We start from the raw sequence: 14080 nt of genomic DNA, 5'->3' as shown, positions 1-14080 counted from the left end.
GACGACGCTCACAGCTTGCCGCCCCGCGAGCCGTCGCGCCGGGCCGGCGCGATGAGCGTGGACAGATACGGCAGCGGCGCCCCGTCCAGGTCGGCGGCGGGCCGGACCGACTCCTCCGGCAGGCCGAGCGCCGAACCCCACACGGCGTCCTGGAGCCGTCCGGTCTCCCGCAGCGCCTCGGCCACCTCCCCGGCCTGCCGCCCGAACTTGTACGCGACGACCGTGCCGGGCCCGGCCAGCGCGTCCTTGAGCGCGGACGCCCCGGCGGTCACCGGCACCAGCGTCAGCGGCTCGGTGCCCTCCGTCAGCACGGCGCCCGACCGGGCCGCCAGGTCCTGCATCGCGGTGATCCCCGGCACGGTCTGCACGACGGTCCCCGGCACCAGCCGTGCGACGGTCTGGGCGAGATAGGTGAACGTGGAGTACACGTTCGGGTCGCCGATGGTCGCGAAGGCGACGGTCCGCGCCCCTCGCAGCAACTCCGCGACCCGCTCCCCGGCCGCGTCCCAGGCGGCCTCCCGCCGGGCCCGGTCCGTGCGTTCGTTGAGCGCGAACACCACCCGGACCACCTTCGTCGCGGGCACGTAGTGCAGCACGGTCGCCTCCGCGCGCCCGCGCTCCCCGGTGTCCATCACCGGTACGACCACGACCTCGGCGGCGCGCAGCGCGTTCACGCCCTTCACGGTCACCAGCTCCGGGTCGCCCGGACCGACCCCGACCCCGATCAGCCTGCTGCTCATGACGTCCGGCACCTCTCCACGAACCGACGGGACACGCCGGGCCGCGCGGCCCAGTGCGTATGCAGATAACTCGCGTGCACCCCGTGCTGCACAAAACCCTCGACGCGCCGCTCCGGGCCCCGCACGCCCCACGCCGGGGCCGCCCCCGCGCCCGGCGTGACGACGGTCCGGTGGAACTCGTGCCCCCGCATCCGGGTGCCCGCCCCGGCCAGCACGCTGTCGCTGATGGCGACCGCGTCCCGGTAGCCGAGGGTGAGCCGCTCCGTCATCCGCGCGGTGGCGTCCAGCACCCCGCACATGGGCCGGCCGTCCAACTCCCGGCACAGATACAGCAGTCCGGCGCACTCCGCGGCGAGCGGGGCACCCCGCCGTGCCAGTTCGGCGATGGCCCGGCGCAGCGGCTCGTTGGCGGACAGCTCGGCGCCGTACACCTCGGGAAAACCGCCACCGATGACCAACCCGGCCGTGTCCTCGGGCAGTTGCTCGTCCCGGAGCGGATCGAACGTCACGACGTCGGCGCCGGCGGCGGTGAGCAGTTCGGTGTGCTCCGCATAGGAGAACGTGAACGCGGGGCCACCGGCGACGGCGACGGCCGGCGCCGGCCGCCCGGCCGGCGGCCGCGAACCGGCGACGGCGGAGGCGGGGTCCCAGGGGGCCGAGCCCTCCGGAAGCGGACCGGCCGTACGGGCGAGCGCCGCCAGCGCGCTCACATCGCACCCCTCGGACACCAGCGCCGCCATCGACCGCACCGCGTCGACCGCCGCGGACCGCCGCTCCGCGACCGGCACAAGACCCAGATGCCGGGACGGCGTCGCCACGGCGGCCGCCCGCCGCAGCACACCAAGCACCGGCACCCCCACCGACTCCAACGCCTCCCGCAGCAGCTCCTCGTGCCGGTCGGACGCCACCTTGTTCAGGATCACCCCGCCGATCCGCACCTGCGGATCCCAGGACGCGAACCCGTGCACCAGCGCCGCCACCGACCGCGACTGCGCGGACGCGTCGACCACCAGCACGACCGGCGCCCGCAGCAGCTTCGCCACCTGCGCCGTGGACCCCAGCTCGCCCTCCCCGGCGGCACCGTCGTACAGCCCCATCACGCCCTCCACGACGGCGATGTCGCAGCCGCGCGCCGCGTGCAGGAACAGCGGGCCGACCAGCTCGGGACCGCACAGATACGCGTCGAGGTTGCGGCCCGCGCGCCGGGTGGCCAGCGCGTGGTACCCGGGATCGATGTAGTCGGGGCCGACCTTGTGCGGGGACACGGCGAGCCCCCGCCCGGCCAGCGCCGCCATCAACCCGGTGGCCACCGTGGTCTTGCCGCTGCCCGACGCGGGCGCTGCGATGACCAGACGGGGTACGGACATCACCACTCGATGCCCCGCTGGCCCTTCTGGCCCACGTCCATGGGGTGCTTGACCTTCGACATGTCGGTGACGAGATCGGCGAAGTCCACGAGCCCCGCGGGCGCGTGCCGCCCGGTGATCACCACGTGCTGTGTGCCCGGCCGGTCGCGCAGCACCGCGATCACCTCGTCCGTGTCCACCCAGCCCCAGTGCATCGGGTACGCGAACTCGTCGAGCACATACAGCCGGTACGTCTGCTCCGCCAGGTCACGCTTGACCTGCTCCCAGCCCTCCCGGGCCTTCTCCGCGTTGCCCAGGTTGTCCAGGTCGTCCAGTGTGTCCCGCTGCACCCAGGACCAGCCCTCGCCCATCTTGTGCCAGACGACGGACCCGCCCTCGCCGGAATCCCCGAGCACCCGCAGCGCCCGCTCCTCGCCGACCCTCCACTTGGCCGACTTGACGAACTGGAACACCCCGATCGGCCAGCCCTGGTTCCAGGCGCGCAGCGCAAGACCGAAGGCGGCCGTGGACTTGCCCTTGCCCACACCCGTGTGGACCACGACGAGCGGACGGTTGCGCCGCTGACGCGTCGTCAGCCCGTCGTCCGGCACCACACTCGGCTTGCCCTGCGGCATTACGCGGCCCTCCTCGACGTCCCCCGCACATCCCTGACCAGACCGGCGATCGCATCGGCACGCAAGGCGTCCAGCGTGACGGCCGTACCGCCCAGCTCGTCCGCGAGCCGCCCGGCGAGCCCGAGCCGCACCGGCCCCGACTCGCAGTCCACGACCACCGAGGCGATCTGCTCGGCCGCGAACAGCCGCGCCGCACGACCGGCGAGGGCGACCGGATCGGGGCCGCCGGTGGCGCGCCCGTCGGTCACCACCACGACCAGCGCCCGGCGCGCCGGATCCCGCAGCCGCTCCACCCGCAGCACCTCGTGCGCCTTGACCAGCCCGGCCGCCAGCGGCGTACGGCCGCCGGTCGGCAGCGACTCCAGCCGGGCCGCCGCCGCGTCCACGGACGAGGTCGGCGGCAGCGCAACCTCCGCGGCCGACCCCCGGAAGGTCACCAGACCCACCTTGTCCCGCCGCTGATAGGCGTCCAGCAGCAGCGACAGCACGGCACCCTTCACGGCGCCCATCCGCTGCCGGGCCGCCATCGAACCGGAGGCGTCCACGACGAAGAGAACGAGGTTCCCCTCGCGACCTTCCCGCGTCGCCTGCCGCAGATCGTCCCGCCGGATCACCAGCCCCGGCCCGGACCGTCCGCGCGCCCGCTGGTACGGGGCGGCGGCCCGCACGGTGGCGGCCAGGTGCAGCCTGGTCAGCGCGCCCCGGGGCCGCCGGGCCCCGGTCGTCCGCCCGTGCTCGGTACGCGCCCGAGACCGCCGCCCGGCGGCACCCTCACCGATCCCGGGCACGCTCAGCGCCTTGGTGCGAAACGGCTCGCCGGCCCGTACGGCCGACTGCTCCTGAGCGCCGGACGCCTGCGGTTCCGCGCCCTCACCGGCCTCGGGCCGCGCGGCGGTGTCCCCGCCGCCCTGCGGGCCGCTGTCGGGCGCCGGCTGCCCACCGCCGCCGGGCCCATCGGGATCGGGATCGTCGTCGTCCTCGTCCTGCCCGGAGAACTCATCAAGCGTGTCGTCCAGCCTGTCCTCGTCCAAGCCGGGCGCGTCGAACGGATTGCGTCGGCGCCGGTGCGGCAGCGCCAGCAGCGCCGCCTGCCGTACGTCCTCGGCGAGCACGTCGGTCCGGCCCGCCCAGGCCGCCAGCGCGGTCGCCGTGCGCGCCATCACGATGTCGGCGCGCATGCCGTCCACCTCGAACGCGCTGCACACCGCCGCGATCTGCCGCAGCGCGCCATCGCCCAGCTGCACCTGCGGCAGCAGTTCCCGAGCCGCGACGATCCGTTGCCGTACGGCGGCCTCTTCGCCTGCCCAGCGCGCGGCGAAACCGACGGGGTCGTCGTCGTGGGCGAGCCTGCGCCGCACGACCTCCACCCGTTGCTCCGGCTCCCGCGAGGCGGCCACCTCCACGGTCAGCCCGAACCGGTCCAGCAACTGCGGGCGCAGTTCGCCCTCTTCGGGGTTCATGGTGCCGACCAGCAGAAAGCGCGCGGCATGCCGTACGGAGACCCCCTCGCGCTCGACGTAGGAGGCACCCATCGCGGCGGCGTCCAGCAGCAGGTCGACGAGGTGGTCGTGGAGGAGGTTGACCTCGTCGACGTAGAGGATGCCGCGGTGCGCCTGCGCCAGGAGGCCCGGCTCGAAGCTCTTCACGCCTTCGGCCAGCGCGCGTTCGATGTCCAGCGCGCCGACGAGCCGGTCCTCGGAGGCACCGACGGGCAGCTCGACCATGCGCGCGGGGCGAACGACGCCGTTGCCCGCCTCGTGCGGCCCGTCCGGGCACGCCGGATCCGGTGCCGCCGGGTCGCAGGAGAATCGGCATCCGGGGACGACCGCCACCTGCGGCAGCAGCGCGGACAGGGCGCGTACGGCCGTGCTCTTCGCGGTCCCTTTCTCCCCTCGGACCAGCACTCCGCCCACGGCAGGGCTCACTGCATTGAGGAGCAGGGCCAGCCGCAGATCGTTCTGCCCGACGACGGCAGTGAACGGATAGGGGACACTCACGCCGAGATCACTCCTTTGAGTGGCTGGTGCGATGACCGTGCGTCGCAGGCCGTTGCAGCTGACAGGGGGTGGGCATGTTCCCCGCCGGCGCGGGGGTGATCCGGGCACCGCCAAATCGACGGCCGTCCGTGCGCTGTTGTCCCCGCCGACGCGGGGGTGCGGAGCGCGTTCATTCGCCGCCCTCCAGATCTCCCTCAAGTTCGAGGTAGGTGTCCCGGAGCCGGTCCAGGGTCTCCTGGTCCGGCTCCGCCCACAGCCCACGGTCCGCCGCCTCCAGCAGCCGCTCGGTGATGCCGCGCAGCGCCCATGGGTTGGACTTCTTCATGAACTCCCGGTTCTCCGGGGCGAAGACGTACTCGGCGGCCAGCTTCTCGTACATCCAGTCGTCGACCACGCCCGCCGTGGCGTCGTAGCCGAACAGGTAGTCCACGGTCGCGGCCATCTCGAAGGCACCCTTGTAGCCGTGCCGCCGCATCGCCGCCATCCAGCGCGGGTTGACGACCCGCGCCCGGAACACCCGGTGCGTCTCCTCGCCGAGCGTCCGCGTCCGCACCTGGTCGGGTACGGCCGAGTCGCCGACATACGCCTCCGGTGAGGACCCGGTGAGGTGCCGCACCATGGCGACCATGCCGCCGTGGTACTGGAAGTAGTCGTCCGCGTCGGCGATGTCATGCTCTCTCGTGTCGACATTCTTCGCCGCCACCGCGATCCGCCGGAACGCCGTCTCCATGTCGCCGCGCGCCGCCCGCCCGTCGAGTCCGCGCCCGTACGCGTAGCCGCCCCACACCGCGTACACCTCGGCCAGGTCGGCATCGGAGCGCCAGTTGCGGGCGTCGATCAGCGGCAGCAGACCCGCGCCGTACGCGCCCGGCTTCGAGCCGAAGACGCGGGCCGTCGCGCGCCGCCGGTCACCGTGCTCGGCCGCATCCTGCTCCACATGCGCACGCACGTAGTTGGACTCGGCGGGCTCGTCCCGTTCCGCGACTGCCCGTACCGCGTCGTCGATCAGAGCGACCACGTGTGGGAACGCGTCCCGGAAGAAGCCGGAGATACGGACCGTGACGTCGATACGGGGCCTGCCGAGTTCGGCGAGCGGCACGATCTCGAAGCCGGTCACCCGGCGCGAGGCATCGTCCCAGACCGGGCGGCAGCCCAGCAGCGCCAAGATCTCCGCGATGTCGTCGCCCTGGGTGCGCATCGCGGACGTGCCCCAGACCGTCAGACCGACGGACTTCGGATACTCACCGGTGTCGCTGAGATACCGCTGCACCAGCGAGTCCGCGAGCGACTGGCCGACCTCCCAACTCAGCCGGGACGGAATGGCCTTGGGGTCGACCGAGTAGAAGTTCCGGCCGGTCGGCAGGACGTTGACCAGCCCACGGGTGGGGGAGCCCGACGGGCCCGCCGGGACATAGCCGCCGTCCAGCGCGTGGAGGATGTGCCCGATCTCGTCGCCGGTGCGGGCCAGCCGCGGTACGACCTCGGTGCAGGCGAAGTCCAACACCGCGACGGCATCAGGGAGTTCCATGCCGAGCGCGTCACTGAGGACGGCGGGCACGGCCGTGCGGTCCCAGGCCCGCTCCTCCATGCCCTCCGCGATCCGCCGGCACAGCCGCTCCAGCAGGTCGATCGCGTCGGCGGCCGTACGGGACGGGCCCTCCACCAGGTCCGTCAGCTCCACCGGCACCTTCACCGGAGCGCCGGGCTCGGCCAGCAACTCCTTCTCGACCAGCCCGAAACGGGCGGCGAGGCACGCCCTGAGCCCCGGCAGGGCGTTTGCCTGCCCGCCCCACACCTGGGAGGCGCGCAGCACGGCCAGCACCAGGTTCACGCGCGGCTCACCGACCGGGCCACCACCCAGGACGTGCAGACCGTCCCGGATCTGCACGTCCTTGATCTCGCACAGATAGCCGTCGATGTGCATGACGAACTCGTCGAAGTCGTCGTCCCGCGGCTGCTCGTCCACATGCAGGTCGTGGTGGAGTTCGGCTGCCCGAACGAGCGTCCAGATCTGGCTGCGCACCGCTGGTGCCTTCGCCGGGTCCAGATCGGAGACGAGCGCGTACTCGTCCAGCAGCTGTTCCAGCTTGGCCAGGTCGCCGTAGGTGTCGGCGCGGGCCATCGGCGGCACGAGGTGGTCGACGACGGTGGCGTGGCCGCGCCGCTTGGCCTGGGTCCCCTCGCCGGGGTCGTTGACGATGAACGGGTAGACGAGGGGCAGCTCGCCGAGGACGGCGTCCGGGGCGCAGCCGGCGCTCAGTCCGAGGCCCTTGCCCGGCAGCCACTCCATCGTGCCGTGCTTGCCCATGTGCACGACCGCGTCGGCGCCGAAGCTGTTCTCCAGCCAGCGGTAGGCCGCCAGATAGTGGTGGGACGGCGGCATGTCGGGGTCGTGGTAGATCGCGATGGGGTTCTCGCCGAAGCCGCGCGGCGGCTGGATCATCACGACGACGTTCCCGAACCGTAGGCAGGCCAGCACGATGTCCTCGCCGTCCACGTAGAGGTTGCCCGGCGGCTCGCCCCACGCCTCCAGCATGGCGCCGCGCAGCTGCGGGTCGAGGGTGTCGAACCACGCCCGGTAGTCGGCGAGCGGCACCCGCGCGGGCGCTGCGGCCAGCTGTTCCTCCGTCAGCCACTCGACGTCATGCCCGCCGGCCGCGATCAGCCGGTGGATCAACTCGTCGCCTCCCGCGGGGTATTCGGTGAGCGAGTAGCCCGCCTCGCGCAGCGCGTCCAGCACCCGGACCGCCGACGCGGGCGTGTCAAGACCGACCGCGTTGCCGACCCGGGAGTGCTTCGTCGGGTACGCGGTGAACACCAGCCCGATCTTCTTCTCGGCGTTCGGCTTGTGCCGCAACCGGGCGTGCCGCACGGCGATCGAGGCGACCCGCCCGGCCCGCTCCGGGTCGGCGACGTACACGGGCACGTCGTCAGGACCCCGCTCCTTGAACGAGAACGGCACCGTGATCAGCCGCCCGTCGAACTCCGGGATGGCGACCTGCATCGCCGCGTCCATGGGGGAGAGCGCCGCGTCCGACGCCTCCCACGCCTGCCGCGACGAGGTCAGGCACAGCCCCTGCAGCACGGGGACGTCGAGGTCGGCGAGCGCCCCGACGTCCCAGCTCTCCTCGTCGCCGCCGGCCGACGCCTGCGAGGCGTGGGTGCCGCCCGCGGCCAGCACGGTCGCCACCAGCGCGTCCGCCCGGCCGAGCAGCCGGTACAGCCCGGCGTCCGCGCCGCGCAGCGAACCGCAGTACACGGGAAGGGCGTTGGCGCCGCGCGCCTCGATCGCGTCGCACAGGGTGTCCACGAAGGCGGTGTTGCCGCTCAGTTCGTGGGCCCGGTAGAAGAGCACACCGACGGTGGGGCGGTCCGCGACCAGGGCGCGTTCGCCGTGCACGCCGTACTCCGGCATCGACCGCGCCTCTTCGAAGCCCTCGCCGGTCAGCAGCACCGTGTCGGACAGGAACCGGGCGAGTTCGCCGAGGTTGGCGGGTCCGCCCTCCACCAGATAGCGCAGCGCCTGGGCCACGACACCCGCGGGCACGGACGACTCGGCCATCAACTCGGCGTCCGGTACGGCCTCGCCGCCGAGCAGCACGGCCGGCACACCGGACGCCCGCACCGCGGCCAGCCCGTCCTCCCAGGCCCGCTTGCCGCCCAGCAGCCGGACGACCACGAGGTCGGCGCGCCGCAGCAGCGCCGGCAGCTCCTCGGCGACGTCGAGCCGGGTCGGATTGCCGATCAGATAGGACGCGTCGGCGGCACGCGCCGCCAGCAGATCGGTGTCGGCCGTCGACAACAACAACACTGTGCTCATGCGGGCGCTCCCGGTGGAATGAAGGGCAGTCCTCGTGGCGCGCCCGACTCGATGAGCCGCCACAGCGCGTCCGTGTCCGCGTGCTGTTCGATCAGATCGCCGAGCCGGTCGAGCCGTTGCTCGCGCAGCGCGGCGAAGCAGGTGCCGTCGGCCGGTACGAAGCGGCGGCCCGCGGCGGCCGCCACCTCGCGCAGGAAGGCCCGCCGGAAACCGTCCGACTCCAGCGCGCCGTGCCAGTGCGTGCCCCAGGTCCGGCCGACCCGGCAGCCGTCAAGGAAGGGCTCGCCGCCCGTGACGTCGGCGACTCCGTGGTGGATCTCGTAGCCCTCGACATGCTCGCCGAGGGCCGAACCGGTGGGCCGGGCGAGGGTCTTCTCGCGGGCGAACCGCACCCGCACCGGCAGCAGGCCGAGCCCCGGCACCCGCCCGGCCCGTGACTCGACCTCGTCCTCGATGTGCTCGCCGAGGATCTGGAAGCCGCCGCAGATGCCGAGGACCGGGCGGCCCTCGCCGGCCCGGCGGCGCAGCGCCCGGGCCAGGCCGCGCTCCCGCAGCCACTCCAGGGCCCGGACGGTGCCCCGGGTCCCCGGGACGACGACGAGGTCGGCGTCGGCCATCTCCTCGGGACGGTCCACGAACCGCACCAGCACGCCCGGTTCGGCGGCCAGCGCGTCCACGTCGGTGAAGTTGGACATGAGCGGCACGGCGCACACGGCGACGCGCAGCACGTCCTCACCGACGGGTTCCGCCGCGGCCGACTCCCGCACCAAGCCGCGCGACGAGACCGCAAGGCCGTCCTCCTCGTCGATGCCGAGTCCGTGCCGGAACGGCAGGACACCGTAGGCGGGCCGCCCCGTCAGGGCGTGCAGCATGTCGAGGCCCGGCTCCAACAGGCCCACGTCCCCGCGGAACTTGTTGACGAGGAACCCGGCGACCAGTTCCTGGTCCTCGCGTGACAGCAGTGCCACGGTCCCGAAGAACGACGCGAAGACGCCCCCGCGGTCGATGTCACCGACCACCAGCACGGGCAGCCGCGCGCCCCGCGCGATGCCCATGTTCACGATGTCGGTGCGCCGCAGGTTGATCTCCGCCGGGCTGCCCGCCCCCTCGCAGATCACGGCGTCGTACGTGGAGCGCAGCGTGGCAAGACAGTCGAGGACGGTGCCCAGCAGCCGCTGCTGGCGCCCGCCGTGGTAGCCGCGCGCGCTCAGTTCGCCCACGGGCCTGCCCAGCAGCACGACCTGACTGCTCTGTTCCCCGCCGGGCTTGAGCAGCACCGGGTTCATCAGCGCGGTCGGCTCGATCCGGCACGCCTGCGCCTGCATGGCCTGGGCCCGCCCGATCTCGGCGCCCTCCCGGGTGACGAACGAGTTCAGCGACATGTTCTGCGCCTTGAACGGCGCGACCTTGACCCCCTGCCGCACCAGCCACCGGCAGATCCCCGCGGTGACGACGCTCTTGCCGGCGTCGGAGGTGGTGCCGGCGACGAGCAGACCCCCACCGGTCATGACCCGTGTCCCTTCACGGTCAGGCGCGCGGCGGCCACGACGCCGAACGCGAGCAGGCCGACCCGGCGGGAGAGCCGTACGGCACGTTCGATGTCCGGGGCGGCGACGGCACGGCCGCCGCCGTTGAGCACGGGCCGGTGCTCGATACGCCCCCCGTACGACAGGGTCCCGCCCAGCCGCACGCCCAGCGCCCCCGCGAAAGACGCCTCCACGGGACCGGCGTTGGGGCTCGGATGCCGGCGGGCGTCGGCCCGCCACGACCGTACGGCGCCCCGCGCACCGGGCCCGCAGACGGCGGCGAGCACGGCGGTGAGCCGGGCCCCCGGCCAGCCGGCGACGTCGTCGAGCCGTGCCGCGGCCCAGCCGAACCGGCGGTGGCGCGGCGAGCGGTGCCCGACCATCGCGTCGAGGGTGTTCACGGCGCGGAACCCGACGAGCCCGGGCACCCCGGCCAACGCCCCCCACACCAGGGCCCCGACGACCGCGTCGGAGGTGTTCTCGGCCACGGACTCCACGACCGCCCGGGCGATCCCGTCGGCGTCCAGGGCCTCGGGGTCCCGCCCGCACAGATGCGGCAGCCGTGCCCGGGCCGCCGCGACGTCCCCCTTCTCCAGGGCCCGCCCGATCGTCCGGGCCTCCCGGGCGAGCGAAGTGGCGCCCACCACCGCCCAGGTGGCGGCCCCGGTGAGCGCTACGGAGGCGGCGGGGCAGGGGCGTACGGCCCGCTGGGCCACGGCCGCGAGGGACGCGGCGCCGCCGACGCACACGGCGGTGTGCAGGGCACCCCACCCGCGGTGATCCCGCCACAGCGCCCGCTCCGCCGCGCCTGCGGCACGCCCGAACACGGCGACCGGATGACCGCGGCGCGGATCGCCGACGAGCAGGTCACCGAGGAGGCCGAGGGCGGCGCCGTACGCGAAGACGCGCTCGGCACGCAACGGCTCAGCCGGCCGTGGGGTCGGGAAGCGACCTGGTGCTGTACCTCAATCCGCAGCCGAGCATGGCGATATGTCCTCACTCAGGGTGTCCACGCCCTGGTTCGACGAGACCGGCGGTGAGAGTTCCTGGCTCCCGGGGAGTTCTTCCCCGGTGACAGTGGCGGGACCGCGCCGGATTCACACCGGCTTCCTCTCGTGCCGCCGTACATGGCCCGGGCAGTCCACCACGCCCCCGGAAGCCCCGTCAACTCACCCCTGACCTGCAAGGGGAGAGTGTGCCGAGACTCATATCGGTACGTGCGGCAGCGCCCCATAGGGGCGCGGGGCTGTGTCGATTTGCGGCTGCGCCGCGCGGGCGCGCCCAGCCACGACGGTTTCGGCCTAAGCAGGTCCGCCGAAGTCCGCTACGGCAGGGCAGCGCCCCAAAGGGGCGCGGGGAACTGCGCGACCAGCCACGACGAAGCCGCAGACAACCGACGGCAGAGCGCGGCACACCCAGCGGAGCGCGCACGCTGCGAAGCACGTGTACGCGGCGGTCAGCGCGAGACCGGCGGATCCGCCACGACGGCGCGGGCGCGACCAGCCACGACGAAGCCGCAGACGACCGACGGCACAACGCGGCCCACCCAGCGGAGCGCTTACGCCGTGATCAGATGGATCCCGTACGCCACCGCCGCGGCGCACGCCGCGAAGCACGTGTACGCGGCCGTCAGCGCGAGACCGGCGGATCCGCCCCGGGCGACGGCCCGTTCGCGGCGCGACAGGCCGGCCACGCCGAGGGTGAACAGGGCCACCAGCCCCACGGTGACCGCGAGGCTGACGCCGAAGACGGAGCCGAGGGCCGCCCAGTCGATCTTCATGGTGATGCTTCCTTGAGTACTGGAGGGAGGGGAGGCGACCGGACGGTCAGACGGCCGCGGCCGGCGGCACGGCCGGGTCGGCGGCGGCCGGGGCCGCGGACACCGGCGGGGACGGGATCGTGGCCGTCAGGTCCTCGGCCGGGGTGCCCGCCGCCGGAGGCGTCACGGCGGCGATCGCGGCGGTCACCACACCGGCCGGCTCGCCGGTGTCGTTGACGTTGCTGTGGTCGACGACCTCGCGCCGGGAGATCTTCCAGATCGCGGCGGCGGCGACGACCAGGAAGACGGCCACGCACCCGGTGCCCCAGTCGCCGAGGTCCGTGACGGTCTCCGCGAGCGCGCCGACCAGCGCGGCGGCCGGCAGCGTCAGTGCCCAGGCGACGACCATCCGGGTCGCCGTGGACCAGCGGACCACGCCGCCCCTGCGGCCCAGGCCCGCGCCCATCACGGAACCGGAGACGACATGCGTGGTGGACAGGGAGAAGCCGAGGTGCGAGGAGGCCAGGATGGCGGTCGCCGCGCTGGTCTGGGCGGCGAAGCCCTGCTGCGGCTGGAGGTCGGTCAGGCCCTTGCCCATCGTGCGGATGATGCGCCAGCCGCCGAGGTAGGTGCCGAGGGCGATGGCGAGGCCGGCGGAGAGTATGACCCAGGTGGGAGGGTTGGAACCGGGGGCGAGGGCGCCGCCGGCGATCAGCGCCAGGGTGATGATGCCCATCGTCTTCTGGGCGTCGTTCGTGCCGTGGGCCAGGGAGACCAGGCCCGCGGAGGCGATCTGGCCGGCCCGGTAGCCCTTCTCGGCGGCCCTGCCGTCCGCCTTCGCGCCGAGCCGGTACGACAGGCGGGTGGCGAGCAGTGCCGCCACGCCCGCGACGACCGGCGCGGCGAGCGCCGGGATGAGGACCTTGGTGACGAGCGCGTCGCCGTGCACGGCGCCGGCGCCCGCGGAGGCGACGGTGGCGCCGATCAGGCCGCCCATCAGGGCGTGCGAGGAACTGGAGGGCAGGCCCACCAGCCAGGTCAGCAGGTTCCAGAGGATCGCGCCCACCAGGGCGGCGAAGATGACCTCGGGACGGATGCCGGTCTCGTCGACGAGACCTTTGGAGATCGTGTTGGCGACCTCCACGGAGAGGAAGGCGCCCACCAGGTTGAGTGCGGCGGACATGGCCACCGCGACCTTGGGCTTGAGCGCACCGGTCGAGATGGTCGTGGCCATCGCGTTGGCGGTGTCGTGGAAACCGTTCGTGAAATCGAACGCGAGTGCGGTAATCACCACAATCGCGAGGATCAGCGAGAAGCTTTCCATTTACCCAGGCAATCGTTCGAAGTCATTGGCCGGTTGAACGTAGGCAACCTTGATGAACGGAAGGTGAACTGAGGAGGGATTCATGGTGTCGTGAACGGCGTGCCCGCGGTGTCCGCCGCGACCCGTTGAAGAGATCTGCGTCACCCGCCAGGATCAGGGCATGACGGAACAGGTTGCGCATGCCTGGGAGGCGCTGGTCGGCACGGCCCGCCGCAGTGTGTCCGACGGGCTGGTCGTCGGCACCTCCGGGAACGTCTCGGTGCGCGTCGGCGACACCGTGCTGGTCACGCCCTCGGGCGTGCCGTACGACCGGCTCACGCCGGACGACGTGACCGGCGTGGACCTCGACGGCCGGCAGGTGCTCGGCACGCTGGTGCCCACCAGCGAACTGCCCATGCACCTCGCCGTCTACCGCGCCACGGACGCGCGGGCCGTCGTCCACACCCACGCCGTGCATGCCACGGCCGTCTCCACGCTGGTCCTGGAACTGCCCGCGATCCACTACATGACGGCGGCGCTCGGCGGCCCCGTCCGCGTCGCACCGTATGCCACGTACGGCACCGAGGAACTGGCCCGGAACATGCTCCGCGCCCTCGCCGGCCGCTCCGGCTGCCTGCTGCGCAACCACGGCACCCTCACCTACGGCGTCACCCTCGACCAGGCATACGACCGCACCGCCCAACTGGAGTGGATGTGCCGCCTGTGGCTGACGGCATCCTCAGTACCGGGCCACACCCCCACCCTCCTGACCCCCGCCCAGCTGACAGAAACAGCAACCCGCCTCACCACCTACGGCCAACATCCCTGACCCGCGCTTCCCCGGGGCCGCTGGGAACGGCGCGCCAAGCCACACACGACCCGCACTCACCGACAACGGCACCCCCCTTCCCCAGGGGCGCGGGGAACTGCGCAACAAACCACAGACAACCCGCA

The 14080-nt window shown here is 73.2% G+C and carries 10 protein-coding genes and 1 riboswitch; of the genes, 1 reads left to right on the top strand and 9 read right to left on the bottom strand.

All coding sequences use genetic code 11. The features are described 5' to 3' along the window. Positions 1 to 8 precede the first annotated feature (8 nt). The 9 genes from cobI to ACIRFL_RS17000 form a co-directional block, all read right to left on the bottom strand. Positions 9 to 740: a precorrin-2 C(20)-methyltransferase gene (cobI, locus tag ACIRFL_RS17040; RefSeq protein WP_404029105.1), complete on the bottom strand. Its 732-nt coding sequence runs from the start codon at positions 738 to 740 to the stop codon at positions 9 to 11. Next, positions 737 to 2107: a cobyrinate a,c-diamide synthase gene (locus ACIRFL_RS17035; protein WP_404029103.1), complete on the bottom strand. Its 1371-nt coding sequence runs from the start codon at positions 2105 to 2107 to the stop codon at positions 737 to 739. The genes cobI and ACIRFL_RS17035 overlap by 4 nt, the downstream gene beginning before the upstream one ends. Then, a complete protein-coding gene (cobO, locus tag ACIRFL_RS17030; RefSeq protein ID WP_404029101.1) occupies positions 2107 to 2721 on the bottom strand; it encodes a cob(I)yrinic acid a,c-diamide adenosyltransferase in 615 nt (204 codons plus the stop codon). The genes ACIRFL_RS17035 and cobO overlap by 1 nt, the downstream gene beginning before the upstream one ends. After that, positions 2721 to 4718: a putative cobaltochelatase gene (locus ACIRFL_RS17025; RefSeq protein ID WP_404029099.1), complete on the bottom strand. Its 1998-nt coding sequence runs from the start codon at positions 4716 to 4718 to the stop codon at positions 2721 to 2723. The genes cobO and ACIRFL_RS17025 overlap by 1 nt, the downstream gene beginning before the upstream one ends. 169 nt (positions 4719 to 4887) lie before the next feature. Further along, complete coding sequence (gene cobN / locus ACIRFL_RS17020) at positions 4888 to 8538, bottom strand: cobaltochelatase subunit CobN (RefSeq protein ID WP_404029098.1); 3651 nt, start codon at positions 8536 to 8538, stop codon at positions 4888 to 4890. Beyond that, positions 8535 to 10046 (bottom strand): cobyric acid synthase, encoded by a 1512-nt coding sequence (locus ACIRFL_RS17015; protein ID WP_404029096.1) that lies wholly within the window; start codon positions 10044 to 10046, stop codon positions 8535 to 8537. Before ACIRFL_RS17015 ends, cobN begins: the two co-directional genes overlap by 4 nt. Then, on the bottom strand, positions 10043 to 10984 hold the full coding sequence (locus tag ACIRFL_RS17010) for a cobalamin biosynthesis protein (protein ID WP_404029094.1): 942 nt from the start codon (positions 10982 to 10984) through the stop codon (positions 10043 to 10045). Before ACIRFL_RS17010 ends, ACIRFL_RS17015 begins: the two co-directional genes overlap by 4 nt. A 120-nt stretch (positions 10985 to 11104) precedes the next feature. Further along, positions 11105 to 11178, bottom strand: a riboswitch (cobalamin riboswitch). 444 nt (positions 11179 to 11622) lie between these two features. Next, positions 11623 to 11844, bottom strand: a complete 222-nt coding sequence (locus ACIRFL_RS17005) for a hypothetical protein (protein WP_404029093.1) — start codon at positions 11842 to 11844, stop codon at positions 11623 to 11625. 46 nt (positions 11845 to 11890) lie between these two features. Next, complete coding sequence (locus ACIRFL_RS17000) at positions 11891 to 13147, bottom strand: anion permease (RefSeq protein WP_404029091.1); 1257 nt, start codon at positions 13145 to 13147, stop codon at positions 11891 to 11893. Between the two features lie 160 nt (positions 13148 to 13307). Between ACIRFL_RS17000 and ACIRFL_RS16995 the strand changes: the two genes are divergently transcribed. Continuing rightward, positions 13308 to 13955: a class II aldolase/adducin family protein gene (locus tag ACIRFL_RS16995; protein ID WP_404029089.1), complete on the top strand. Its 648-nt coding sequence runs from the start codon at positions 13308 to 13310 to the stop codon at positions 13953 to 13955. The last annotated feature ends 125 nt before the right edge of the window (positions 13956 to 14080 follow it).

The organism is Streptomyces sp. NPDC102462 (assembly GCF_044765425.1).
Lineage (GTDB): Bacteria > Actinomycetota > Actinomycetes > Streptomycetales > Streptomycetaceae > Streptomyces.
This window is presented reverse-complemented; position numbering and strand designations above follow the sequence as displayed.

What these genes read in the sequence shown, in the direction of transcription:
- ACIRFL_RS17015 (WP_404029096.1), bottom strand. Translation starts at nt 10,046, where the DNA reads ATGACCGGTGGGGGTCTGCTCGTCGCCGGCACCACCTCCGACGCCGGC.
- ACIRFL_RS17000 (WP_404029091.1), bottom strand. Translation starts at nt 13,147, where the DNA reads ATGGAAAGCTTCTCGCTGATCCTCGCGATTGTGGTGATTACCGCACTC.
- ACIRFL_RS17005 (WP_404029093.1), bottom strand. Translation starts at nt 11,844, where the DNA reads ATGAAGATCGACTGGGCGGCCCTCGGCTCCGTCTTCGGCGTCAGCCTC.
- cobI (WP_404029105.1), bottom strand. Translation starts at nt 740, where the DNA reads ATGAGCAGCAGGCTGATCGGGGTCGGGGTCGGTCCGGGCGACCCGGAG.
- cobN (WP_404029098.1), bottom strand. Translation starts at nt 8,538, where the DNA reads ATGAGCACAGTGTTGTTGTTGTCGACGGCCGACACCGATCTGCTGGCG.
- cobO (WP_404029101.1), bottom strand. Translation starts at nt 2,721, where the DNA reads ATGCCGCAGGGCAAGCCGAGTGTGGTGCCGGACGACGGGCTGACGACG.
- ACIRFL_RS16995 (WP_404029089.1), top strand. Translation starts at nt 13,308, where the DNA reads ATGACGGAACAGGTTGCGCATGCCTGGGAGGCGCTGGTCGGCACGGCC.
- ACIRFL_RS17035 (WP_404029103.1), bottom strand. Translation starts at nt 2,107, where the DNA reads ATGTCCGTACCCCGTCTGGTCATCGCAGCGCCCGCGTCGGGCAGCGGC.